Source organism: Pasteurella pantherarum (genome assembly GCF_049670885.1).
In the GTDB taxonomy this organism is placed as follows: Bacteria; Pseudomonadota; Gammaproteobacteria; order Enterobacterales; family Pasteurellaceae; genus Pasteurella.
Window position 1 is genome coordinate 1,346,726 of record NZ_CP187173.1, and the last position, 24,644, is coordinate 1,371,369.

General features: G+C 40.7%; 21 protein-coding genes and 1 riboswitch. Of the genes, 8 read left to right on the forward strand and 13 right to left on the reverse strand.

Going from position 1 to position 24,644, the window contains the following annotated elements:
- The first annotated feature begins 2 nt into the window (after positions 1-2).
- On the forward strand, positions 3-908 hold the full coding sequence (gene xerD, locus ACPEEM_RS06350; protein WP_424406378.1) for a site-specific tyrosine recombinase XerD: 906 nt from the start codon (positions 3-5) through the stop codon (positions 906-908).
- Between the two features lie 593 nt (positions 909-1,501).
- On the forward strand, positions 1,502-2,602 hold the full coding sequence (locus tag ACPEEM_RS06355; protein WP_424401279.1) for an SIP domain-containing protein: 1,101 nt from the start codon (positions 1,502-1,504) through the stop codon (positions 2,600-2,602).
- A 284-nt stretch (positions 2,603-2,886) separates the two neighbouring features.
- Here the strand turns inward: ACPEEM_RS06355 and aphA are convergent, their stop codons facing one another.
- From aphA to ppdD, 10 genes are all read right to left on the reverse strand, one after another.
- Positions 2,887-3,594 carry an acid phosphatase AphA gene (aphA, locus tag ACPEEM_RS06360; RefSeq protein ID WP_424401281.1) on the reverse strand — a complete coding sequence of 236 codons (708 nt, stop codon included), beginning with the start codon at positions 3,592-3,594 and terminating at the stop codon, positions 2,887-2,889.
- A gap of 68 nt (positions 3,595-3,662) precedes the next feature.
- On the reverse strand, positions 3,663-3,980 hold the full coding sequence (gene raiA, locus ACPEEM_RS06365; RefSeq protein ID WP_424401282.1) for a ribosome-associated translation inhibitor RaiA: 318 nt from the start codon (positions 3,978-3,980) through the stop codon (positions 3,663-3,665).
- Positions 3,981-4,216: 236 nt separating this feature from the next.
- On the reverse strand, positions 4,217-5,599 hold the full coding sequence (locus ACPEEM_RS06370) for an alanine/glycine:cation symporter family protein (protein ID WP_424404608.1): 1,383 nt from the start codon (positions 5,597-5,599) through the stop codon (positions 4,217-4,219).
- Positions 5,600-5,713: 114 nt separating this feature from the next.
- Positions 5,714-5,833: riboswitch (glycine riboswitch) on the reverse strand.
- Positions 5,834-5,999: 166 nt separating this feature from the next.
- Positions 6,000-6,269, reverse strand: coding sequence for a GNAT family N-acetyltransferase (locus ACPEEM_RS06375; RefSeq protein WP_424401286.1), 270 nt, complete (start codon positions 6,267-6,269; stop codon positions 6,000-6,002).
- On the reverse strand, positions 6,269-6,472 hold the full coding sequence (gene yacG / locus ACPEEM_RS06380) for a DNA gyrase inhibitor YacG (protein WP_424401288.1): 204 nt from the start codon (positions 6,470-6,472) through the stop codon (positions 6,269-6,271). The genes ACPEEM_RS06375 and yacG overlap by 1 nt, the downstream gene beginning before the upstream one ends.
- Positions 6,472-7,083, reverse strand: a complete 612-nt coding sequence (gene coaE / locus ACPEEM_RS06385; RefSeq protein WP_424401290.1) for a dephospho-CoA kinase — start codon at positions 7,081-7,083, stop codon at positions 6,472-6,474. The genes yacG and coaE overlap by 1 nt, the downstream gene beginning before the upstream one ends.
- Positions 7,084-7,176: 93 nt before the next feature.
- Positions 7,177-7,878 (reverse strand): prepilin peptidase, encoded by a 702-nt coding sequence (locus ACPEEM_RS06390; RefSeq protein ID WP_424401292.1) that lies wholly within the window; start codon positions 7,876-7,878, stop codon positions 7,177-7,179.
- Positions 7,875-9,092, reverse strand: a complete 1,218-nt coding sequence (locus tag ACPEEM_RS06395; RefSeq protein WP_424401294.1) for a type II secretion system F family protein — start codon at positions 9,090-9,092, stop codon at positions 7,875-7,877. The genes ACPEEM_RS06390 and ACPEEM_RS06395 overlap by 4 nt, the downstream gene beginning before the upstream one ends.
- Before the next feature lie 49 nt (positions 9,093-9,141).
- Positions 9,142-10,548 (reverse strand): GspE/PulE family protein, encoded by a 1,407-nt coding sequence (locus tag ACPEEM_RS06400; RefSeq protein ID WP_424401295.1) that lies wholly within the window; start codon positions 10,546-10,548, stop codon positions 9,142-9,144.
- Positions 10,548-10,979: a prepilin peptidase-dependent pilin gene (gene ppdD, locus ACPEEM_RS06405; protein WP_424401297.1), complete on the reverse strand. Its 432-nt coding sequence runs from the start codon at positions 10,977-10,979 to the stop codon at positions 10,548-10,550. Before ppdD ends, ACPEEM_RS06400 begins: the two co-directional genes overlap by 1 nt.
- Before the next feature lie 186 nt (positions 10,980-11,165).
- Here ppdD and ampD point away from each other — a divergent pair, with 186 nt between their 5' ends.
- The 6 genes from ampD (at position 11,166) to tadA (ending at position 15,909) form a co-directional block, all read left to right on the forward strand.
- Entirely contained in the window at positions 11,166-11,732 is a 567-nt protein-coding gene (gene ampD, locus ACPEEM_RS06410; protein ID WP_424401299.1) for a 1,6-anhydro-N-acetylmuramyl-L-alanine amidase AmpD, read from the forward strand.
- A 602-nt stretch (positions 11,733-12,334) separates the two neighbouring features.
- Positions 12,335-12,928: an RNA pyrophosphohydrolase gene (rppH, locus tag ACPEEM_RS06415; protein WP_424401301.1), complete on the forward strand. Its 594-nt coding sequence runs from the start codon at positions 12,335-12,337 to the stop codon at positions 12,926-12,928.
- A 2-nt stretch (positions 12,929-12,930) separates the two neighbouring features.
- The gene (locus ACPEEM_RS06420; RefSeq protein ID WP_424401303.1) at positions 12,931-13,722 is read left to right on the forward strand and encodes a sulfite exporter TauE/SafE family protein; all 792 of its coding nucleotides are present in this window, start codon (positions 12,931-12,933) and stop codon (positions 13,720-13,722) included.
- A 12-nt stretch (positions 13,723-13,734) separates the two neighbouring features.
- Positions 13,735-14,538 (forward strand): prolipoprotein diacylglyceryl transferase, encoded by an 804-nt coding sequence (gene lgt / locus ACPEEM_RS06425; protein ID WP_424401305.1) that lies wholly within the window; start codon positions 13,735-13,737, stop codon positions 14,536-14,538.
- Between the two features lie 5 nt (positions 14,539-14,543).
- Positions 14,544-15,395, forward strand: coding sequence for a thymidylate synthase (locus tag ACPEEM_RS06430; RefSeq protein ID WP_424401307.1), 852 nt, complete (start codon positions 14,544-14,546; stop codon positions 15,393-15,395).
- Positions 15,367-15,909 (forward strand): tRNA adenosine(34) deaminase TadA, encoded by a 543-nt coding sequence (gene tadA, locus ACPEEM_RS06435; RefSeq protein WP_424404048.1) that lies wholly within the window; start codon positions 15,367-15,369, stop codon positions 15,907-15,909. The genes ACPEEM_RS06430 and tadA overlap by 29 nt, the downstream gene beginning before the upstream one ends.
- A 203-nt stretch (positions 15,910-16,112) precedes the next feature.
- Here the strand turns inward: tadA and ACPEEM_RS06440 are convergent, their stop codons facing one another.
- From ACPEEM_RS06440 to ACPEEM_RS06450, 3 genes are all read right to left on the reverse strand, one after another.
- Positions 16,113-20,768 carry a YadA-like family protein gene (locus ACPEEM_RS06440; protein ID WP_424406380.1) on the reverse strand — a complete coding sequence of 1,552 codons (4,656 nt, stop codon included), beginning with the start codon at positions 20,766-20,768 and terminating at the stop codon, positions 16,113-16,115.
- A gap of 897 nt (positions 20,769-21,665) precedes the next feature.
- A complete protein-coding gene (pflA, locus tag ACPEEM_RS06445; RefSeq protein WP_424401311.1) occupies positions 21,666-22,406 on the reverse strand; it encodes a pyruvate formate lyase 1-activating protein in 741 nt (246 codons plus the stop codon).
- A gap of 152 nt (positions 22,407-22,558) precedes the next feature.
- Positions 22,559-24,595, reverse strand: coding sequence for an autotransporter domain-containing protein (locus ACPEEM_RS06450; protein ID WP_424406382.1), 2,037 nt, complete (start codon positions 24,593-24,595; stop codon positions 22,559-22,561).
- Positions 24,596-24,644 lie beyond the last annotated feature (49 nt).

Genomic DNA, 24,644 nt, shown 5'->3' on the forward strand with positions numbered 1-24,644 from the left:
GCATGAAAGATACAGCGTTAATGGAAATCTTTTTAAATGAAGTGTGGATTGAACATCATTTATCACAAAATACCGTGCAATCCTATCGTTTAGATTTAACCGCCCTTTTGCAATGGTTAGAAAAGCAAGATGGTGAAAAAGCCTTAACGCTTCTGAATTTAGATGCCGTGGATTTACAGACCTTTTTAGGGGAACGCCTTGAAAAGGGCTATAAAGCCACGAGCACCGCTCGCTTACTCAGTGCCATTCGCAAACTTTTTCACTATTTATATCGAGAAAAATACCGCACCGATGATCCCAGTGCGGTATTAAGCTCACCTAAATTACCCAGCCGTTTACCAAAATATTTAACGGAACAACAAGTGACGGATTTACTCAATGCACCTGATGTGGATATTCCATTAGAATTGCGTGATAAAGCCATGATGGAATTACTCTATGCAACGGGCTTGCGAGTCACCGAGCTGGTTTCTTTAACCGTAGAAAATATTGATATTCAGCAAGGCATTGTGCGGGTTATCGGGAAAGGCGACAAAGAACGTATTGTGCCCATTGGTGAAGAAGCCACTTATTGGATTCAGCAATTTGTGTTGTATGGTCGTTCTGTCTTGCTTAATGGACAAAGTAGCGATGTGGTATTTCCAAGTAAACGTGGTTTACAAATGACACGTCAAACATTTTGGCATCGCATTAAACATTATGCTCTGCTTGCAGAAATTGATGCTGACAGCCTCTCCCCTCATGTATTACGCCATGCCTTTGCGACCCATTTGGTCAATCACGGTGCCGATTTACGTGTAGTGCAAATGCTACTTGGACACAGTGATTTATCCACCACCCAAATTTATACTCACGTGGCAAAAGAACGTCTGAAACACTTACACGAACGTTATCATCCAAGAGGGTAAACAATTCCAAGAAACTTTTTAAAAAGATACCGCACTTTGCCTAGCCGAATGGCTTGTTTCATGCGGAATTCTTATTATTTAATATGATTCCGCTGAATGCCTATATCTTTCCCAATAAGGCGATTAAACCGACCTACAAAAATTCATTTTTGGATATATGCGAAAATGTAGCATAAATGCAATCTTGCATAACAGTTTGTATTTTATGCGTTTTTTATTGCTTATGATGATATTTGCCAGAAAATGCCTGATGATTTAAAGTGAATTTTTGAGAAAGAGGACAACCATAGTAAAGGCATCGCTTTTTTACCCGCACTTTTACTATGCTTACCTGTCAAACCATGCCTTCTTTTAAATGCCTCCTTAATCTCACACCTTTCCTACTGCGTATTGACTGATTCTATACCAATATAACTGGTACTTAATGAATACTGATTTAATTGAGACTAATGCGGTGAAACCGATAGCGGATATTGATGTAAAACTGATGAGTTATTCACTTATCGGAGAAAACAGCATGACTTTATTTTTTCAATGAGAATGATTATCATATTTAACAATGTGCATTTTTTAAACAACTCTAGGAAAGCCAAATGATGAAAACACCCATTGCTGATAGTGATAAAAAATTAGACATCATGGATCATTTAAATCAGGATCACTCTGATGAATTATTAATTGTCGCAAATTATTATGGCCAGAACAGTAATTATTCTGAAGCACGGATTAGTGATATTTTTGAAGAAGGGGTGCTCGTTGATGCTTATCATATCGATCATGGAAATGTGCAGTTTTATGTGCCTTTTACAATTACAGGTTCGCTTGAGGAAAAAATTCTCTATTTGGCTTATTATGCCTTGACCAAACAAGGTGAAAAACTCAACGGCAATAAGCGACAATTCTTCACCGTCGGGCAAAAATCAATGCCGTCTAAAAATATCATGCGTATTGTCATCAATAGCGTTAACCCTTTTCCCGAATACTATGCCGCTTACTCTTATGGTTTTGTGTTAAAACGCATTGATCGTCCGCAAAAAATTCACTCAAATAATACAAAAAAAGGTTTTTTTATGCAGATGTTTGATCGTTTGTTTATTTGGCTGCTACGTATTTTAAGTTCTAAAAACAGAAGGAAACTGATCGAACGCATGAATAGCGATATTCGTTTATATACCCTGCGTTTGTCCGCCCAAGATATTTCAGGTCAATATGTTCAAGGTGCCATTGATGTCTATTTACACGGAGACAGCCCAGGAGCTGCCTGGATTAAACAACTTAAAGAAGGTGATATTATTTTCAGTCGTGCGAGTATTAAAGATAAACACCCACATTTACAACATGGAAAAAACGTGTTGATCGGTGATGAAACTGCCTATCCCGCCTTGGCTGGCATTCTTGAATTATGGTGCAATCCCGAACCCCCCATTGTTCTGATTTTGATGAATGATCCTGCAGAAAAGGACTATTTCAAAGATCTTGCTATGCCTAAAGATACGGAACAACATTATTTGATTTATGCAGGGAAAAAACAGTCTGAATTGGTGATTGATATGCTAAAAAAACTCGGCAGTCTGGATGGTGCATGGGGAGGATTTGAACATAGCGAAGCACAAAAAGTACGTCATTATATTCGTAATGTTCTTTCTATTGATGGCAGCAAAAATCACATCAAGGGTTACTGGACTATGAAGTAGCCCTATTTATTTGAAAAATAAAATGCTTGTTTACTTAAAAGGAGAACATAATGAAAAAGAGCAAATTGCTTTTGTTAACATTAACGACCTCACTTACCACCGTGTCGATATTTGCCAATACAACGCCAGAAAACCATAGCCAAACGGTGAAAGCTGAGGAATTGTAGCCGATCATTTTAATGCTTTGACAGTTTAATACCTATATTAAAAAAGAATTAGGGCAGACGCCAAGCCTGCCCCGACAAAACACTTAGATGAAGATATTAATACCTTAAGCTTACAGATTAGTAAGAAGAATTAATTACCACTTCCTCACCATATCCACCTGCTTGTGGGAATGGATAATAACTTGAGTTCGCGGCACGTAAGAAACGAATTCCACGAATCCCCGCTTCTTTAGCAGCTAAAATATCGTCATCACTATCACCATAATGAATACTGATTTTATGCTCAATAATCGCAGGGGTTTTCTTGTATTTGGTTTTATATTCTTTGCCGCCCATAAACTGTACAGGCTTCATATTCTTCACATTTAAATATTGTTTGATAATCTCTGTTACCCCATCAACATTCCCTGCCGTGCGTCCCGTAATGAAAAACACCTGATCTCCACGCTCTTGATGCATTTTGACTAAATCAATCGCCACTTGTTTTGGCATAGAGTATTTATCACAACCTGCATTCACTTCATTCCAGAAATCCTGGTTTTTCAAATAGGCATTGCTTTCTGGCGAATATTTTTGTTTGCCATAGAAAAAGCAAGGGCTAGAAAATAATGCCGTATCGTCAATATCAAAACTCACATTCATCGGCGCTTTGCCCTGCAAGCTTTTTTCAATATCGGCAATGGATATCCAGTGAATAGGCTGTTCAGCTAACAACGTTCGAGTGTTCACCCCTTCATGCGTATAAGGCTCTTTGGGGGCAGCTTGAACAGCCAATACAGACATTGCAAAACAAAAAGATAAAGACAACTTACTGATGTTTTTCATACGGTACTCCTAAATAGCGATAAAAAAAAGCTACACCAGAATGGGCGTAGCTTATGGGATTGTGAATTTTAGAATGAGTCTTTCAAGCGTTCATCTGTTCTACGTGACTCACCTTTATGCTGAAGTTTGTTAAGCTGGCGTTCCAATTTTTCCTCGACTTCATTCACGGCTTTATACATATCTTCCGATTCCGCCTTGGCAAATAAATCACCTAACGGTGTACCAATTGATGCCTCAACAGAAAAGCCTTTTGGTATTTTATTTAAAATGAAGTGGGGATTAATTAATTGAGTTTGCCATTTTCCTAACTTAGCAAGTCTATCTTCGACGTGAGCACGAATTGCTGGGGTGATTTCCATTTGTTTGCTTGTGATATTTAGACTCATAGCATATACCTCTTAGTTTGAGGGGACTTAATGTCCCTTTAATGAATAATCCTTACAGACAACATAACTGCCCTACTCGTAGTTTTCAAGTCTTTTTATTTAATTTTTTTGGAAAAGTAAAAAAGTATGATCTAGATAGAAAAATAACCATTTTATGGTGGACTATTTATGGGGAATTGTTATGATTGAAAGGATAAGTGCCCTTATCCTTTCTCAAGAATATGCTTATATTTCAATCAATTATTTTCAACTAACTCATCGGCATCAGCATGATTGGCTTTCAAGCGAGCAAAATAATCTTTGGTTTCACTGACCACCACATGACGTAATCCGATCAATGCCACAAGGTTAGGAAATGCCATTAAACCATTCACAATATCAGCTAATAGCCAAATTAAATCAAGATGAATAAAGGCACCGCAACCGACTAATACAATGAAAATAAAGCGATAAATTTTCAATCCCCGTGTTCCCACGAGATAAACAAAGCAACGCTCCCCGTAATAGCACCAACCTAAAATTGTGGTAAAAGCGAAGAATAATAAACCGACGGTGACAATACTCGCCCCTAACTGACTCCCTAAACCGAGAGAAAAAGCATGGTTAGTTAAGGCTGCACCTTCCATAGAAGTTGATTGCCATGCACCAGTAAGCACCAACACAATCCCCGTCATAGAACAAACGATAATCGTATCTAAAAATGTACCAGTCATAGAAATCAAACCTTGACGAACAGGCTCTTTCGTTTGTGCTGCTGCCGCGGCAATAGGGGCACTCCCTAAACCAGACTCATTAGAAAAAATCCCTCTTGCGACCCCTGATTGAATCGCTTTCAAGACCGTATAACCTAATGCACCACCCAATGCCGCACTAGGATTAAATGCACTATGCACAATTAACGCAATAGTTTGTGGTACTAATTTCCAATTGATTAATAAAATAATCAGCGAGGTAGCCACATAAAGTAACGCCATAAAAGGCACAATGTAAGAAGACACAACGGCAATACGTCTCACACCACCTAAAACAATCAACGAAACTAACGCCGTAATAATGGAGGCAGTAAGCGGAATAGGCACGCTGAAAGTATTTTCCATCGCATGAGTAATGGCATTCACCTGTGGAAAGGTACCAATACCAAAAAACGCCACTAAAATTCCGAAGATGGCAAATAATTTTGCTAACCATTTGATACCTAAGCCACGCTCAATGTAATACATCGGTCCCCCCGCCATAAAACCTTGGCGATCGCGTACACGGTATTTTACCGCTAATAAACATTCAGCGTATTTGGTTGCCATGCCTAAAAGTGCCACTAGCCACATCCAGAAGACCGCACCAGGCCCAGCCGCTTGAATGGCGGTTGCCACCCCGACAATATTCCCCGTACCAATGGTTGCGGCTAATGCAGTACATAATGCAGCAAAGGATGACACATCCCCTTTTTTGCCCGTGCCTTTTTCCTTGCGGAATAAATAGGATAACGCACGTGGTAAATGCACAAACTGAATAAAACCTAAACGAAAAGTGAGATAAAGCCCAGTACCCGACAAGAGCAACAATAAAGGTGCCCCCCAAACCAGACTATTAATGGAAGATAAAATAGATTCTAATGACATGTGAAAAATTCCTCGTAAAAAATAATGAATTACAAGGAGGCAAAAGTCTTTTGCGGAAGATTAAAAAAAGGAAAGCACACATAAAAATGTGTGTAAAAACATCAAACCGTATTTCTTCTTGCCCCTGTCCTTTTGCCTGAGCGTTTCAAAAAACGATAAAAAATATACCGCTCTTTTTGCGCCTTCGGCGGTCGTGCTGTATTGCATACCACGACGCTCTCCAAGGGTTCGTCCAGTAACAGTCCCTGCTTATTATCAGCGCCTGAAAGAGTTTACCTCGTCGGCGTAGGGTCAATTCCCTACTCTCCAGCTACCTTCATCCGAACTTACTTCATAAAAAAAAGTGCGGTGGATTTTAACAAGATAATTTTTAAATCTCAACCGCACATCATGAAATTTTTTATTTCCCCTGTTCTCGCTCCCATTTACGGGCAATATAACTACAACTAGGAATTAAATTTAACTTTTTGGCTTGAATAAACTCAGACAATGCTTGATACAGTTTATCGGCAATCCCTTTTCCACGTAGCACTTCTGACACATAGGTATGATTGGCGTTAATGGTTTGCGGATCGACAAAAAAATAGGTCAGCTCAGCAATTTTTTTACCTTGTTCATCTAAAATAAAAAACTCGCCTTGTTGTTCGGTTTGTTGATGTTGAATTTTCATTAATGTGGTCTCCAGTCTTCGTGTTCCTCAGCCATGGAAAAATCGGCTGTGTCACAAGGAATGGCTTTTTCCTCGCTTGCCCACTCTCCCAAATCAATTAATTGACAACGTTTACTGCAAAAAGGACGGTATGGACTGTCTGGTGACCAAATCACCGCCTTTTGACAAGTTGGACAAGGTACTGCAAATTTTTCTTCAGCCATTATTTTCTCGCTAACTCAGTATACAATTGATGTAATTCTAACACTTTTTGTTTAAGTTGCGGTAAGGTTTGCTTAAGGTCCCCGTCATTATCAATGACATCATCAGCAAACGAGAGGCGTGTCGCACGATCCACTTGCGAATGCATGATGTTTTCGATCATAGCGACTTTATTTTGATCTCGGCGAGTGGCTCGTTGTATTTGTGTTTGAGGTTGAACATCCACCACCAAAACACGTTGGCAAAGTGAGGTTAAATGATTTTCAATTAATAACGGCACCACCCAAATCACATAAGGGGTAGTTTGTTGCTTTAATTGACGTAACATTTCCTCTCGAATGGCGGGATGCAATAACCCATTTAACCATTGTTTATGGTCATCATGTTGGAAGATTAATTCACGTAAATAGGCACGATTCAACTCTCCATTTTCTAAGAGGACATCATGACCGAAATGGGCAACAATTTTAGCCAACAACGGGGAACCTTTCTCCACCACTTGTCTTGCGACAATATCCGCATCAATCACGGGAACGCCCAATTCTGCGAACAGGTTTGCCACCGTGCTTTTGCCACTGCCGATCCCCCCAGTTAAGCCTACAATATATGTCATAGTTTTCCTTGTTTTCATGAATAAATGTGCAGATCATACGTATCCCTCTGCAATTAGGCAACAAAAAACCACAATACTCTATCCGCTTATTTATTATTGGCTAACTAACAAGATCGCCTCACTCACACATAAAAAGCTCCCAAAGGGCACTTCATCTATCCTCCGTTGCTGGTATTTTCCCCATAACACATAGCCCAACCCCACGATGCAAGCAATCAAGACTAAAAGAGGGAAATGTTGCCAATGTAACATGCTCCCCAAACCGAGCATCAACCAATAATCCCCTCTACCTAAGGCTTCTTGACGGTAATAACATTTCGCTAACCAATACAAAATATAGAATGTGAGAAAACCGATTAATGCACTTTGTATGCTTTCCTCAATACTCAATCCATTCAAGCCGAACCAACTGCCCACAACACCTAATACTAAAAGCCCCTGACAACTTTGTGGCGAGATTAAATGATAATGCCAATCTAATGTAGCAATATAAAATAACAGGCTAAAATACAACCCAAAATGTACGGCTTGATAGAAATCCTCTCGCCAGAAATAGCAAGTAAAAAACATCCCAGTGAATGCCACAAAATATTGCCAAAAATGACCGCACTTTATTGGCTGTAACCGTATATTCATCGCCTGTTGTTCAAAAAGTCTTGGCGTTTCTTCTATCAAAAAAACCGCATGATAGGCTTGATAAATCTCTTTTGCTAATGCTTGAGTAAAATGTGTGAGCTGATAATAAACCCAATATGCCACCGCTGTACTAAGAAACAGTAAAAGAATCCAATTCATTGTACAATTGCCCCCATATTAAAAATTGGCAAATATATCCCAAGCATAATTACCCCAATTAATCCGCCAATAATGAGCATGAATAACGGTTCAAGTAACTGAGCAAATAAATCCAACTGATGTTCTAATTTCTTTTGGTAGGCTTGTGCAACATGTTGTAGCATCTGCACCAATTTCCCACTTTTTTCACCAATTTGAAGCATCTGCTGGGCATCGTAGGGAAAAGATGTTCCACCAACAGCCGCAGAAAAAGCATGTCCTTGTGAAATCTGTTGTAAAATCCACCGCACTTCTTTCTCTAATTGCACATCAGCTTGCCCCTTCCCTTTACTTTGCCACGCCTGTGTTTTCACCAAAAAGGATTGCAATGCTTGTTGTAAGGGGATTCCCGCAGAAAGCATCAAGCCTAAATTGCCTGTAAAACGCACCAAGCGATGATATTGTAAGATCTTATTTAAAAACGGCAATTTAGCTAAGCAGTTCGCTTTTTGTTGGGCAAAACTCGGTGAATGCTGACGATAAACATGAAAAAGACAAAGGCTGAAAAAGCCCCCTAACATAATAGGCATGCTATCTTCTCGTAGAAACGTGGAAAGGCGAAATAAAAAGTCAGTAAAGGCGGGAAGAGGCTGATTTTGATACATTTCTGCAAACTCTGGCACAATAAACAGTAGCAATGCCAGTGTTAGTAGCACAGAAATCCCCAACACGACGGCGGGATAAAGTAACACTTTTTGAACTTTCCGTTGTAAAACCAATGTTTGTTGACGATATTGAGCAATTTGTTGGCAGACATAGGCTAAACGCCCTGTCATTTCACCGACTTGAATTAGCTGTAATTCTTGTTGCTGAAGATACCGCCCTTCTTGGTTTAACGCATGGGAAAAACACATACCACTTTCAAGGTGATAGAGTAAATTTCGTAACCATTGATTTAATTCCAACTGTGTACAATTTTGTAATAACACCTGCAATGCCTCTTTTAAAGGTAATGCAGATTGTAATAAGGTGGCTAATTGCGTAAGGAGATCACAAATTTCCGTTAATGTTGGAGACGTTGAAAATTGCCAATTTTGCTGTAATTTTGCCCCTAAAATTCCTCGAGAAAAGAGCATTTGTTGGGCAAGCAATTCACTTTCTGCGACGATCACTCCTTGTTGTTTTTGCTGTAATGTATTCATGCCTTTCCAGCGATACATTTTTAATTTACTCACACATTGCCTCCTTGACGCGTATATGTCATCAAAACTCGTCATCTTTTGCCTAACTCGGCACCGAACCTAATACCCGTTCGACTTCAGGCTGATCGGTAATACCTAACTGGATTTTTTCATTCGCACTTTGTTGTAAGCTGTTAAAATCTGTCACAAATCCCTGTTGTTGGGCAAACAAAAACTGATAAACGCCTGTCCGTCCTGAATAACCTTGGTAACAATCGCAATGTTCCACTACCTGATTCGAACACTTTTGGCAACGCTTTCGCAACAAACGCTGGGCAATTACCAACAATAAACTGCTTTCAATTTCATGTGGTTTAATGCCAAGTTGTTGCAAACGGGAAATCGCACTTTGGGCATCATTCGTATGCAAAGTCGAGAGTACCAAATGCCCTGTTTGTGCGGCTCTTAACGCCATTGCAGCACTTTCTTCATCTCGAATTTCTCCTAACATAATAATGTCGGGATCTTGCCTTAAGAAGGTGCGTAATAAGCGACTAAAATCCAATCCAATTTGTGGGTTGACTTGAGTTTGAATGATCCCCTCTACTTCGATTTCGATAGGATCTTCCGCTGTCATGATGTGTTTTTCTTGTGAGTTGAGCCATTGAAGTGCGGTATAAAGTGAAATACTTTTGCCACTTCCTGTGGGGCCTGTGACGAGAATTAACCCTTGTGGTTGACACAACGCTTGTTGAAAACGTTGTTGTTGATCTTCATTCATGCCCAATTGGGCAAAACTCAATTCTATCGGGGTATTTTGTTGCAAACGTAACACCGCTTTTTCACCAAAATAAGTCGATAAAGTAGATAAACGAAAATCCAGTACATCAGAAAAGCGAGTTTTAAATTGAAACCGCCCATCTTGCGGTAAACGTGTTTCACTGATATCTAATTTGGCTAATAATTTTAAACGGGAAAGTAAACGACTGGCTAACTGTAAAGACAATGCAGGTTGCGTTTGTAAAATGCCATCAATCCGAAAACGAATCTGTAATTTTTGTTTTTGTGGTTCAATATGAATGTCCGAGGCTTTTTGTGTCAATGCTCGTTCAAATAACTCATTTAACAGTTGAATAACGGGTTCATCTTGCTCTTCATGCTGAAAATCAAGGGAAATATCTTGTGTAGCCGGTTGATAAGTAAATTGTGTGGGTTCCTGAACTTGTAACCTTTGTGGCGAAAGTTGTTGCAAGGCATGTTTTAAATCCGCACTGGCTAGCAAGACGGGTTCCACAATTTTACTGGTTAAAAAGGAAAAGGTTTCACACGCCGAGACATTGGCAAAAGAATCAACCCCTAACCACAACACATTGCCTTCTTCTTTTAAAGGCAAGGCAAAATAGCGTAATAATAAATGCTGTTGTTGCTGATTGCGTTGCCATAGTGTGGGATCAATGTCAAATTGCTCACCATGTTTCGCAATCAGCGTCAAAGAAGATGAACTATACATTAGGAACAAAATCCAGCAGGAAACAGTTCAGCATTGGATGTACAGGTGGCTTGCCAAGTTACGCCTTGTTTAGCGAGAGTGGGTCTCAGCGTATAATTGACACCATCTAAGGTATTTTGTCCAGTTACTGTAATTACCCCATCTGATACAGAAATAGATTTCAAATGTTTCAATGTGGAATTCTCTAGGTTTGCACTAATACCATGGTTTCCAGCATCACAATTCTCCGTATTACCTGTGTTATACATACACAACTCCACCTCTGCACGATAAGGGGCGGCAGCTTGCAGTAATTCTGACACGGCGGCTTTTTTTGTATAATTTTGATAGGAAGGGACCGCAATAGTCGCTAAAATAGCCACGATCGCAATGACGATCATTAATTCAATTAAGGTAAATCCTTTTTTGGGAAAATTCAGTGGTTGTTTCATAAACACATCCTTATATGATAAAGCCTTATATGAAGAAAGGGGCTGGAAGCCAGCCCCCCGGAACAGGACATTTGCTAAACGCATGGTGAATATCGCCTAGCGGATTGAAGTATGGCATGCAAATCACAAGGAAGAAAATAACATCACTTCTTTTCTCGATCAGGATCGCAAAAATAAGATTTCATTATGCAAAATTCACGCTTAAATATCACTCAAGGTTGGCTAGCACAAGCCAAAAAAGTCCCCTCCCCCCATTATGACTCACGCCCCGATCCCTGCGATATTTCCTTATTAATCATTCATTACATCAGCCTGCCACCAGAACAATTTGGCGGCACAAATATTGATGATTTTTTTCAAGGGAAATTAGACCCAACAAAACACCCTTATTTTGCAGAAATTCGTGATCTCCGTGTTTCAGCACATTGTTTGATTAACCGACAAGGGGAAATCACCCAGTATGTTAGTTTTGATGATCGTGCTTGGCATGCTGGGCTTTCCTCATTTGAAGGAAGAGAAAAATGCAATGATTTTTCTATTGGGATTGAGCTTGAAGGCAGTAATGAGCAACCTTTTACGGAACAGCAATACCATTCATTAATCTTGCTCACTCAAAGCCTGATGCAAAAGTATCCCAAAATTAACACAACACGTATTGTTGGGCACTGTGATGTGTCACCAGGGCGTAAAATCGATCCAGGTCAATATTTTGATTGGCAACGCTATTTGAGCAACCTCAGTCAAGCTGATTAAAAAAGAAACACCTAAAATTTCCACGTTGTGGGAATCTTTTCACACCCCAGCCATTTTATTATCTAATTGATATAAAAGGATTTTTGTCATTTCCTTTTTCCACCATAATCCTGTAATTCAAGTTATTAAAGTGATTACAGACATTCAGCCACAATTTTATCCACAGAAAAAGTGAATAACTTTATTCCTGTTGAAAACAAGCAAAAACCGCTTCCCCTAATAGATAATACGCTTTCTTTTACGACAATTCTTGCTGAAAAATTGGTGTAACTTGCTGTCCACACAGGGGCTGTTTAAAAAACAACAAAAACATATTTAAACAACACAGTTTATTGATTTTATTAGTTTTATTTTCATAAAGACTCGTCTTGTTTTTCTTTTTTATCACCTTATAAACAGCGTTATCCACAGGAAGTCAAAATGCGATTCATGGCAACGCAAGCATGGGCGTGAAGAAAAGAGAATATTTTGGCTTGTCTTTAAAAAATATGAAGAAGCATCACAGAAATTCTGATTATCAGTTGAGAAAAACACGATTATATGAAACAATCTCACGATTATTTTATGGTAAAAATTACAGATATTTTTTAAGGTGAACGCTAGTGATCGATTTCGATGGCTACCGTCCAAATGTAGGTATTGTCATTTGTAATAGCAAAAGACAGGTACTCTGGGCAAAAAGGTACGGACAAAATTCTTGGCAATTTCCCCAAGGCGGTATTAACGATAATGAAAATGCAGAACAAGCCATGTATCGTGAATTATTTGAGGAAGTGGGCTTAACGCCAAAAGATGTCAAAATTTTATATGCATCAAAGCACTGGCTACGCTATAAACTCCCTAAACGCTTACTGCGTTATGACAGCAAACCAATGTGTATTGGTCAAAAACAACGTTGGTTTTTGCTTCAGCTTCTTTCCGATGACAAAAACATTGATATGCAGTCAAGTAAATCCCCCGAATTTGACGGTTGGCGTTGGGTGAGTTTTTGGTATCCTGTTCGTCAAGTTGTCTCTTTCAAAAAAGAAGTTTATCGTAAAGCGATGAAAGAATTTGCGAGTGTTTTATTTGATAATAATAAAGAAGGTTACTCACCGCATAAAGTGCAGGATCATGAGTCAAAACCGCCTTATTCAAGCAAAAAAACCGCACATTCATCAAAACACGCTAAACGTTATCATAAATCAAGAGGTTGATTATGCTCAGCTTTTTTGTTATTTGCCTTTTTGTCGGGGCGGTAGTGGGATTTCTCGCCGGGCTATTTGGTATTGGCGGTGGTTTAATTATCGTCCCTATTTTGGTGTATTTATTCCCGCTAGTTGGCGTGCCTGAACCTTTATTAATGTCTGCCGCCTTAGGGACATCTTTTGCGACTATTGTAGTCACGGGATTTTCTTCCGCCCAACGCCACCACAAACTGGGGAATATTGTGTGGTCTGCGGTAAAATACCTAGCTCCCACCATCATGATAACCACCTTCATTGCAGGCTTATTTATCGGTAAATTAGATAAAGCCATTGCCACTAAAGTGTTTTCTTGCTTAGTGGTGTATTTAGCAATCAAAATGTTACTTTCCATTAGACCCACAACAATCACCAAGCCTTTGACAAGGTTATCTTCCATTGTCGGCGGTATCTTAATCGGGATCGTTTCCTGTGCGGCAGGTATTGGTGGCGGTGGATTTATCGTTCCCTTTCTTAATTCACGAGGGGTGGAAATGAAAAAAGCCATTGGATCTTCCGCCTTCTGTGGCATGCTTTTAGGGCTTTCTGGTATGTTTAGCTTTATTGTGGGTGGCTGGCATATCGACACCATGCCCGAGCATTCTTTAGGTTATGTGTATTTACCTGCGGTTGCAGGCATTACGCTCACCTCTTTTTTTACCTCAAAAATTGGGGCAAACACAACCACGAAACTGCCCGTCCCCACGTTAAAACGTTATTTCGCACTGTTATTGATCGTCCTTGCGATCAATATGTTTTTAAAATAAAAAAGGAACAACATGCAACAAACTTACCTTAATTTTCCACAATTTGATCCTGTCATTTTTGAAATCGGCCCTATCGGTTTACGCTGGTATGGCTTGATGTATCTCATTGGTTTCCTCTTTGCCCGTTGGCTTGCCGTTAAACGGGCTAATCAAACAGGCAGTGGCTGGACAACAGATCAAGTCGATAGCCTATTATTCAATGGTTTTATGGGGGTCTTTTTAGGTGGACGAATTGGGTATGTATTGTTCTACCAATTCGATTATTTCTTACAAGATCCTGCTTATTTATTCCGTGTCTGGGAAGGAGGGATGTCTTTCCATGGTGGCTTAATCGGCGTGATTTTAGCGATGTTGATAACCGCTAAATACCAAAAAAGAGGGTTTTGGCAAACGGCTGATTTTGTTGCCCCATTAATTCCATTTGGGCTAGGCATGGGACGTATTGGTAACTTTATCAATGATGAACTTTGGGGACGAGTAACCGATGTGCCATGGGCGGTGTTATTTCCATCGGGCGGTTATTTGCCTCGCCACCCATCGCAATTATACGAGGCGGTGTTAGAAGGCATTGTGTTATTCTTTATTCTTAACGGGTATATTAAAAAACCTCGTCCAACAGGGGCGGTAGCAGGGTTATTCTTACTCGGTTATGGTATTTTCCGTTTCATCGTCGAATTTTTCCGCGAACCTGATGCACAACTAGGATTATATTTTGGTCAACACATCTCCATGGGGCAAATTCTCTCCACCCCAATGATTCTTATTGGAGCCGCCATTATGTTAATCGCCTATCAAAGTGCGGGTAAAAAAAGGTAAATTTTATGAAGCAATATTTAGCACTTTGCCAACGCATTGTTGATGAGGGCGTTTGGGTTGAAAATGAACGCACAGGAAAGCGTTGTTTAACAGTGATCGATGCGGATCTCACTTATGATGTAGCCAATAACCAATTTCCACTGATCACTACACGTAAAAGCTATTGGAAAGCGGCAATTGCGGAATTTTTAGGCTATATCCGTGGCTATGACAATGCAGCTGATTTCCGTAAACTGGGCACCAAAACGTGGGATGCCAATGCCAATGAAAACCGAGCTTGGCTTAACAACCCGCACCGCAAAGGCACTGACGATATGGGGCGAGTTTATGGCGTACAGGGGCGTGCATGGCGTAAACCCAATGGTGAAACGGTCGATCAATTACGCAAAATCGTGGATAACCTGAGTAAAGGGATAGACGATCGTGGTGAAATTATCACCTTCTTAAACCCAGGTGAACTGGACCTAGGCTGTTTACGTCCTTGTATGCACACCCATACTTTTTCTTTGCTTGGGGATACTCTTTATCTGACCAGTTATCAACGCTCTTGTGATGTGCCACTTGGATTGAACTTTAACCAAATCCAAGTGTTCACTTTCCTTGCACTCATGGCTCAAATCACGGGCAAAAAACCAGGCAAGGCATATCATAAAATCATTAATGCACACATTTATGAAGATCAACTGGATTTAATGCAACAGGTACAATTAAAACGTGATCCATTCCCCTCACCTCAGTTAGAGATTAATCCAGAGATTAAAACTCTCGAAGACTTAGAAACTTGGGTCACCATGGATGATTTCAAGGTAATCGGCTATCAATGCCATGATGCCATTAAATACCCTTTCTCCGTGTAAGAGGTTGGATAAAGTGCAAGCTGACATTGATGAAAAATGGATGCGTTATGCATTAAACTTGGCGGATAAAGCCGAACAATTAGGCGAAATTCCCGTGGGTGCCGTCTTAGTCGATGAGCACGGAAATGTGGTGGGAGAAGGCTGGAATGTTTCCATTCTTCAATCCGATCCCACCGCACACGCAGAAATTATGGCACTACGTCAAGGGGGACAAAGGTTACAAAACTATCGCCTGCTCAACACCACCTTGTATGTGACCCTTGAGCCTTGCACCATGTGTGCAGGGGCAATCTTACATAGCCGCATTAAACGTCTGGTATTCGGGGCAACAGACTACAAAACCGGGGCGGTAGGCTCCCGTTTTCACTTTTTTGATGACTATAAAATGAACCATGTTATCGAAATCACCGCTGGCGTGTTACAAGAAGAATGCAGTCAAAAACTCAGTGCTTTTTTCCAAAAACGCCGAGAACAGCAAAAAGCCGCCAAACAAAAAAGCCGCCTTGAAACATAGGTAGTTGTCGCATTTGCAAAATCCGAAGATATAGACTCACCCTTACTGTTCTTCATTCATTCGATAGGCTTCCAAAACTTTTCTAAAATCTACCGCACTTTGATGCATCTTAGGACAGCCTTATCTGTTTTTATGTTGACTCGAATAAAAAAAGCCACCGATAACGGTGGCTAATATTAATATGAATGCTGTTCAAACGAACCTTACCATTGATAGCCGACGCCAACAGATCCGCCCACTCGTCCACTGGTATTCGCATTACCTTGGATTTTCAAGATAACTTTACCATTGTCGCTAGAGCGAGAGTAACCTATTGCCACCGCATTCTGACCACCATAGGTGCCCGCAGATGCCGCAACCATGGATTTGCCTGGAATATACACTTGAGGTAAGCCTGCGGCAGCGTTAGATCCTGCTATGCCTGCATGAAGTTTCTTATTGTTTTTATGAATAAGATTATTCACATTACCTAAGTTTTGCTTAATTTCGTTAAGCTGGTTCACATTTACTGCATCATGTCCATCAACACCAGGGGCAACATTGGTTATGCGTGCTGGGGCATTTTCATTCCCATTTTCTTGCTTGCTTACTCGAATATCACCGCTTGGGGTGGCACTCATCTTCGGTCCTGTTTCACTACCTAATTGCACCGTTTTAAAGATTGGATTATCGGAAATCGTCACTTTGACTTCTCGAACACCATCAGGGCGAGTTAACCCCGTCACACTGGCATTTTTATTGCCGCTAACAAATTCAATGCGGTTATTATGGCGAACTTGCTCTTTATATTGGTCGTCTCCAGTACTGATCATAAAGCCTAAATTTTGTAAATCACCAACCGTTGCGGCATTATTTGGATTCGACGCAGCAAAATTAACCAGTCCTCCGTTATTGGCAGCATTAAGTGCTTGTTTCACTTTATCTGATGGCACAGGGACACTGCCAGCTTTGACCTCACCGTTAGGTTCGACTTGTGTCGCTAAATACCATTTACCATCATTTGCGAGTTTAATCGCTTCCCCCTCCACTTGTGGCGAGGCAAAAGTATTGGCACCATTTGCCACATTTCCTAATTGCGATGGTTTGCCAATCTCATCTTTCCCTGCCGCAGGGTTGACAAGCTGGGTGGATAAAGTACTCACATCGGCGACTGGTTTTGTCATATCAGGTTTGCCATCTGCCCCAACTGGGTAATATTGATCTCCCACTTTGACGATAGGTACATCTTTACCCTCCACTTTTGTGGTGTAGCTAATCGGTAAGCCACTCACATTCACCTTCACTTCGGTCTTATCCGTTCCTGTGCTTTCATCTCGGGAGGTTTCCGCTGTCACTACCGTATTAGCACCATTGACAAAATTCACCACATCATTTGGGGTGACTTTCTCTGTCGCTTTGTCTTCCCCATTGGTGGACTTGCCATTTTGCTCCACAAAGAAACCTGATTTACTGACCGTTTGATCGAGCTGATCTTTATTTACCGCTTGATCAGGTTTATCTGCCCAAGCCACATTATTCAGATTCACGCCACCTGTGCCTGCGGTAATTTTATCTTTCGCCTCAGGATTGGCTTTCACTGCTTCAATTCTGGCTTGCTCGGTCGCTTTTTCCACCGCTACAGCAATCTCGGCGGCAGATGCATTTGGATTTGCGGTTAAAACCTCTTTTGCCGCCTTCTCTACTGCTTGCTGTACTGCAATTTGAATCGGATCTTGAAGCTCATACCCTTTATTAGGTTGACCATTTGAATTGGTTCCATCGGTTAACTGAGCACCTTTTTTCAATTCATTCACTTTGTCATCTGGCAAGGCTTTGGTCGTGTCTTTCGGTACACCATCGCCCCCCACATCATCTTTCGCATAGAATTTGCCATCGTTCGCTTTCACAAACTCTTTTCCTGATGCATCGGTGTATTTAAAGTCAATCGGCAGATCCACATCCACTTTCACCACCGTGGTGGTACTGGTGTTGCCTTCTTCATCAACAGCTTTCACCGTCCCCAGTGAAGCAACAGTATTTTTGCCATCTGCGAAGCGAACATGATCATTCGGATTCACTTTCTCGTCTTGATTATTAAAAGTCACCTTACTGTCGAAAAGGGTATCCGCCACGATTTTACCCACTGTCCAGCCAGATTTTTGAATCGCTTCTGCCACTTTATGCCCTGTCACCAATCCACCACCGTTGTTGACGACAGTTTTAATTTCCTCTTGGGTTAATGGAGTGGCATTCGGTTTCGCCTCACCCGTTGTCGGATCCAAGTCTGATTTTTTATAGTAATTGCCGTTTTTGTCTTTCACGACCTCCACTTGCTCACCATTTACGGTCGCAGTGCCTTCGTTTTCTTTAACAATGTCCCCTTCTTTCACATCGACTGTAATATCTTGTGCCCCTGTGGTGGCATTTTTACTGACGGTCACATTCGCCAAGCCTTTTCCAATGAAATTCACTTCATCTGCATTTTTCACGGCACTAGAATAATGATTCCCGTCTTCACCTTTTCCTGATAATACCCAACCCATTTTTCTTAAATCAGATACTGTCACCGCATTATTTGGATTAGATGTGACTAAATCAGCCAATCCTTTCAAGGCTGGATTAGGACTTTGTGCGAGATTGGTTACTGGATTTTTACCCTTTATCGGTTTTCCAGTTTCATCAATATCTTCAGGGTTGTAATATTGATCACCAATTTTAACGAGTGGTTTACCGTTCGCATCTGTGGTGCCATCTAAGGTATTTGTGCCCGATGCAATATTTCCTAATTTCGTTGCATTACCTGACTCATTCGGCTTCGCTGTTGGATTGATCACATTCACCACTAAATCGGCTTTTTTCTCCTCGGGAATTGGATTATCCATATCAGGGGAACCATCTTCTTTCACGGGATAATAGTTATCCCCCACTTTCACAACAGGGGTGCCATCTGCTTGAGTATATTGCACAGGTAAACCCACCACGTTCACCACAATATCACTGCTTTTACCGTCACTTGTGACCTGAACATTAGTATTTGAGCCATTTTTAAAATTCACTTGATCATTTGGCGTTACTCGGTCCACCACCGTGCCACTCTGATCACCCAATTTCCAGCCGTCATTGACATAGCTGTTTAACTGAGTGATAGCCTCGGCAACATTTTGTGCGGGTTGTGCTGGTGTGTAATCTTGTGCATCTTTAGCTGCACCAGTCACATTTAATGTTTGTGTAAAACCTCCCGGTGCTCCCGTTGCTTGATTCACTGCGGTTCCCCCACCTAAAAGATTTGCGACCGCTTGACTAATATTGCCAATCACATGTTGGGTCATGTATAACTGACTACCATTGATCGCATCGGTGGATGTTTCAGAAATTTTGCCTGGTGCAACATGAATAATTTGACGTTCATTATTCGCCGAACCAACACTGACAACGCTGATGTCTTCTGCTACTTTTTTGCTACCATCTGCTTTTTCATTGCCCGCAAAATTAGAATATGAAATACCATTCACTGTGGCACTGTCTTCAACTGTCGCCGCACGATCTTTTGAATCCGCCCCCAAGGCAACACTATTTTTATTGGTGACTTGAGCATCTTTACCAATAGCAATGCCATTTACGCCACTGGTTTGAGCTCGTCGCCCAAGAGCCAAGCTATCATCTGCAGATGCATAAGCCCATTCCCCCATGGACATCGTATTATTTGCTTTTGAAAATATGCTCTCATCAAGCATTCTCTTGCTTTCGTCATTAGTAGCTGGATCTAATTTACTGGCACGTCCTGCGTGTCGACCGATTGCGATATTGGCATTTCCTGAACTATACCCCCCTGCCTCTTTACCGATCGCCACATTATCATGACCTAATGTGTTCATACCCGCTCTTGAAGAAATGGCGGTGTTGGTATTCCCCGTAATAATTACGCCATTTGTCGCCCCTTTCGCTTTAGAGGCGGTGTCCATCGCCTGTTTGACGGCAGGATTTCTACTATCAAGCGATCCCGCATTGTGACCAATAGAAACGCCTTCGCCATAGTAGCTATTGTAGCCATTTCCTGCTTTGTGACCGATATTGACACCATATTGATTATTAATCGTACCAAGACCTGCTTCATTCCCTATATTTACCCCACTAAGCAAGCCACTGGCACTGGTTTTGCCCTGATTAGTTCGTTCAGTCAGTTTATTCTGAGGTCCCTTATTGACAAAATCGACTCCTGCGGTGCCAGCTTTGGTACCAATAGACACAGTATTAGACTCTTGAGCAACGGCCTCTGAACCAATAGCAACGGTATTTGCCCCCAAGGCGTTACTTTTATCACCACCTGAAAATGATGATGCCCCTGCCGCCGTATTTCCAACCCCAAAAGCAGAAGCTCGCTCCCCCGTTGCTGTTGCCAATCGACCAATTGCCGCCGAATTTTTTGCCGCCGCATTAGAACTTTGACCGAAAGCCTGTGCACCTTCTGCTGTTGCTTTACTGTTATTACCAATGGCTGTCGCCCCCAGTTTACTTGCAACAATATTATTCCCAATCGCTAAGGATTGTTTTCCTGATGCGGTGGCCTCACTCCCAATAGCAATCGCTTGAACAGCCGTTGCATTGGTTAAAATCCCGATGGATACAGAGTCTTCTTCTGTGGCACGATCATTATTATAGTTACTAGCTGCATCCGTTTGCCCTGTTTTTACACTGAAAAAATGCAAATCCGCCCCTAAAACAAGGGTGGAGGTTGCCAATCCCATACCTAATGTGATCGTTGTGACCACGGCTTTTGCCACAGATCGTGATTTTGTTTTACCTTTTGTTGAACCTAATTCAGATACGGCTACCCAAGTCTGAGTTGCTTGGCTCCAAACGATTTTAAAGATTTTATTCATAGCGTAAACCCTCTCCTATAAATATGGGATTTTTATGTAGAAATTAATAAAAATGGGGTGACTCATTGCCTCTAAACGATATAGTCTAAAAAGCGATCCGATCACATTTTACACGCTTACTATGTAATGTATAGCCCACTCATTTTATTTTACACCAAAAAATTATTGTCATTTTTAAATAAAGAAACGATTTTGCATTTAAAAAAAGAGACTTACATTTTATTAATATAAAAAAATAATTATCTATAACCCTTATTTTTTTAGTGAGAAAAACCTTATTTAGTGTAAGTTTTTAAGGATCAATATGTCATCAAGCCGATTTTCCTTCTCATGACAACATTTAACGACCGTCCATGAATCTAGGTTCAGGTGATAGGTTTCTTTTGCACAAAACATTCAATTTCCTGCCCTCTTTAAAAATAAAGAAGATTAATGATGCAAGAACACCGCTCTTCTGATGTTAAATACAACGAAGATCCCTAAAGGGACACATGAAACATGATATTGAAATGAGCAGAATCAAATAGGGCATAACCTATTTCAAAAATGGATTTATGAGGATCATCCCTTTTTATTGGGTGAGATGGAAAACGATGAATGAGGGGGAAGGCTAAGATCAACCTCAACTCAATGACAATATTGAGGTGACACATTTAAAAGCATTTAACGCCTCTTTAAACATGAAGAAAATAAAACCTCATCTCGCCATGTCTGACGTATATCAGATTCAATTTATTCTTCTATAATAAAAAGGACTAAGCCCGATAAATACCCAGCTTAGCCCTTGAATGACAGTTCAATATTGGAAAAAAGTCCAATCTTGTTACGCTTTTAGATGATTGTTCCCTTCCTCATTTAACACTTTAACAAATAAAATTGAGTTTGATAAGCAGATCATTAATATTTCACTACGTGCCCATATCCTTCAAGAATTTCTTTGATATGATCTAAGGATTCTTTTGTAGGAGGCAAGACATCTTCTAGCTCATATTTTTCGCCCATAGCTGCCCATTTATGTGCCCCCAAACGATGGTAAGGCAGTAATTCCACCTTCTCAATGTTTTTCATATCTTTAATAAAATTCCCCAATAAGTGGATATCGGCATCGGCATCCGTATAACCCGGCACAACCACATAGCGAATCCATACACGTTGATTGCGTTTAGCCAAATATTTTGCAAATTCCAATGTCCGTTTATTCGGTACCCCAATCAAATTTTGGTGAACTTTATCGTTTAATTCTTTGAGATCGAGTAAAACAAGATCAGTTACGTCTAGCAATTCATCAATGACATGATCATAATGACGTACAAAACCGTTCGTATCTAAACAGGTATTGATCCCTTCTTTTTTACACGCTCTAAACCAATCTCGCACAAATTCTGCTTGCAAAATTGCCTCGCCGCCTGATGCGGTAACCCCCCCACCAGAGGCATTCATGAAGTGGCGATATGTCACCACTTCTTTCATTAATTCATCAACGGTGATTTCTTTGCCTGCATGTAAATCCCACGTATCACGATTATGGCAATATTTACAACGCATTAAACAGCCTTGCATAAACAAAATAAAACGAATCCCCGGTCCATCGACTGTCCCACAAGATTCGTAAGAATGAATTCGTCCCACAGTTGTCATAAATAATCCTTCAACATTTTTCAAATGCTATAATTATAATCGAAAATTGTCGTTTGTTGGTGTAATTTAATAAAACTTAGCCAATAAAAAATAACCCTATATATGACCTTTATCAAATATAGGGTATTTTTCAAAAAGTGCGGTCAATTTTTTTAAAATTCTAAACCGACACCTGCATGGAATGTGGTATTCGATAAATGGGTTTTACGACCCACATCTTTCTGCAAGCTGATGTGGGTATGGAATCCAGAATTGAGAGGCTTCCATTGTAACCCTGCTTGCAAGTTCACCCATGATTTATCTTCTGGTGATAAGATGGTGGCAAATGCACTGCCGTTAAAGGTGGTTTTAATGATGGCTGGATCTTGATTCCATTCCTTCACAAAACGGGCATTGACATAAGGTTGCCAACTTTCCCCTTGATAACGAACTGCTAATCCTGTGCCTGTTGTTAAACTTTTCGTTTCACGCTGTGCAAATTGCATCTGCATTAAACCCGTTTCACGAACAGCGAAAGGGTCAATATCCGTTTTCGTTTTACTCACATCGGCAATCAATGCAACCCCAAGTTTATCCCATTGCCATTCATACCCTGTAAACAATGCCATACTTAAACTTTGCGAAGTAGGTGAGGCACTTTGTTGATGAGTTGACATACCAATCATATTAAGACGTTGTGTTTTAAATGTACTGTTATTGACTTGGAAAGTGGAACCTAACCACCAATGTTGTGCATCATAGCGTAACGAGGCACTTAACACCTTACTTTTGCTCTCAAAGTGGGTTTGACCCTGTGCTACTTTTTGGTTTTGCTGCCCAACCAAAACCGCCAGTTGCCATGCTGGATTAAACTGTACCTTCGCCCCAACATATAAGTGATTACCATGTTTATCTTTTTGGTATGCCACAATGCTATCTAGGCTTTGTGCGGTTTGACGAGCCAAGCGATTACGATCACTTTCACTGCGAGCGAAATCCAAGGCTAAATCGACTTGATGTTGTGCAATATGATTTAACGCCCCCATTTCTTTTGGTGCAGTCAGCACATTCACAATGTAATCAGCCATGGCTTTATGGGCGACGGGACCTGGATGGAAACTATCCGCAAACAATTTCTGATCGGCTTCTTCTTGATTTTGTGGGGTGCAATTCTCATCCGTTGCAGTGGCAATCGATTTTTTGCAAACCACCCCCGTTGTATTCGTCAAACCATAAGCATGTGGGCGAGCAATCATATCTTTGAACAATCCCTCGGCATCAATTCGCACAATATTCCCACCAACTTGATTTAAGGCTGAAGTAATACTGGCATTGACTAATGTTGTACTCAACGAGGCTTGTGGCAAAATACCTTGGTATGCCGTAATTAAGGTATTTGCAATCCCTTTGCTATCATAACCTATACCAGCCAATAGTAATTTTGTTACAGACCAACGACTATCATAAAAATCTTTTGCCGCTTTTTCCAATACCTTCACACGATGAGCATCTAACTCCTCAGCATTGGCTGTTGGCAAATCCATGATTGAATCTGAAGCCTTGTTAAAAATATCAACAAATTCTTTTTTGGATAAAAAACCCGCTGATTTCCCGTTAATTTGAGCACCCGCCACCTCACCTAATTGCGTAAAAAATGCAGGGGTATAAACCACGTTTGGAATCGTTGGTGCAATAATCGTATCAATCCCCGCTTGGCGTAAGCTTGCCCATTGTTGTGCCATCGTTTGTGCCATGGCTTGCACACTTTGCATCACATAAGGTTGTTTCTCGGCATCGGGTTTTGTCGCTGCAGTACTTAACACCTTAGCAAGGTCATTCCCACCCGCCCAAAGCACATGCAACGCCTCTTTTTTTACGGGTGAAGCAAGATAATCTTGAACTTGTTTCGCTAAGGCGAGATTTGGCTGGGTCTTAATGCTTGAGCCATGCTCACCCACAATCACACCACCACTGTAAGCATAATTTGTTCCACCATTTGATGACGCAGCTAACTCATTACCGAAATGCTTAGCTAAATGTTCTGCATATAACAGATTTAACGTTTTATCGGCTTTAAAATATGTTGCCTTTTTGTTCCAATTTTTCTGACCAACATCACTTAAACTATCCCCAAAAACCACAACATCTTGTGCTAGAACGCTAGTACTGATTGCACAACATAGTGCGAAAGCAATTTTATGTAATCTCATAAAAAAATCCTTAAAACAATAGAATCTGAGAAGTGTATAGGAAGAAGAA

Excerpts from the sequence above, each read along its gene's own strand:
- xerD (WP_424406378.1), top strand. The coding sequence starts at position 3 with ATGAAAGATACAGCGTTAATGGAAATCTTTTTAAATGAAGTGTGGATT.
- ACPEEM_RS06355 (WP_424401279.1), top strand. The coding sequence starts at position 1,502 with ATGATGAAAACACCCATTGCTGATAGTGATAAAAAATTAGACATCATG.
- aphA (WP_424401281.1), bottom strand. The coding sequence starts at position 3,594 with ATGAAAAACATCAGTAAGTTGTCTTTATCTTTTTGTTTTGCAATGTCT.
- raiA (WP_424401282.1), bottom strand. The coding sequence starts at position 3,980 with ATGAGTCTAAATATCACAAGCAAACAAATGGAAATCACCCCAGCAATT.
- ACPEEM_RS06370 (WP_424404608.1), bottom strand. The coding sequence starts at position 5,599 with ATGTCATTAGAATCTATTTTATCTTCCATTAATAGTCTGGTTTGGGGG.
- ACPEEM_RS06375 (WP_424401286.1), bottom strand. The coding sequence starts at position 6,269 with ATGAAAATTCAACATCAACAAACCGAACAACAAGGCGAGTTTTTTATT.
- yacG (WP_424401288.1), bottom strand. The coding sequence starts at position 6,472 with ATGGCTGAAGAAAAATTTGCAGTACCTTGTCCAACTTGTCAAAAGGCG.
- coaE (WP_424401290.1), bottom strand. The coding sequence starts at position 7,083 with ATGACATATATTGTAGGCTTAACTGGGGGGATCGGCAGTGGCAAAAGC.
- ACPEEM_RS06390 (WP_424401292.1), bottom strand. The coding sequence starts at position 7,878 with ATGAATTGGATTCTTTTACTGTTTCTTAGTACAGCGGTGGCATATTGG.
- ACPEEM_RS06400 (WP_424401295.1), bottom strand. The coding sequence starts at position 10,548 with ATGTATAGTTCATCTTCTTTGACGCTGATTGCGAAACATGGTGAGCAA.
- ppdD (WP_424401297.1), bottom strand. The coding sequence starts at position 10,979 with ATGAAACAACCACTGAATTTTCCCAAAAAAGGATTTACCTTAATTGAA.
- ampD (WP_424401299.1), top strand. The coding sequence starts at position 11,166 with ATGCAAAATTCACGCTTAAATATCACTCAAGGTTGGCTAGCACAAGCC.
- ACPEEM_RS06420 (WP_424401303.1), top strand. The coding sequence starts at position 12,931 with ATGCTCAGCTTTTTTGTTATTTGCCTTTTTGTCGGGGCGGTAGTGGGA.
- lgt (WP_424401305.1), top strand. The coding sequence starts at position 13,735 with ATGCAACAAACTTACCTTAATTTTCCACAATTTGATCCTGTCATTTTT.
- ACPEEM_RS06430 (WP_424401307.1), top strand. The coding sequence starts at position 14,544 with ATGAAGCAATATTTAGCACTTTGCCAACGCATTGTTGATGAGGGCGTT.
- tadA (WP_424404048.1), top strand. The coding sequence starts at position 15,367 with ATGCCATTAAATACCCTTTCTCCGTGTAAGAGGTTGGATAAAGTGCAA.
- ACPEEM_RS06440 (WP_424406380.1), bottom strand. The coding sequence starts at position 20,768 with ATGAATAAAATCTTTAAAATCGTTTGGAGCCAAGCAACTCAGACTTGG.
- pflA (WP_424401311.1), bottom strand. The coding sequence starts at position 22,406 with ATGACAACTGTGGGACGAATTCATTCTTACGAATCTTGTGGGACAGTC.
- ACPEEM_RS06450 (WP_424406382.1), bottom strand. The coding sequence starts at position 24,595 with ATGAGATTACATAAAATTGCTTTCGCACTATGTTGTGCAATCAGTACT.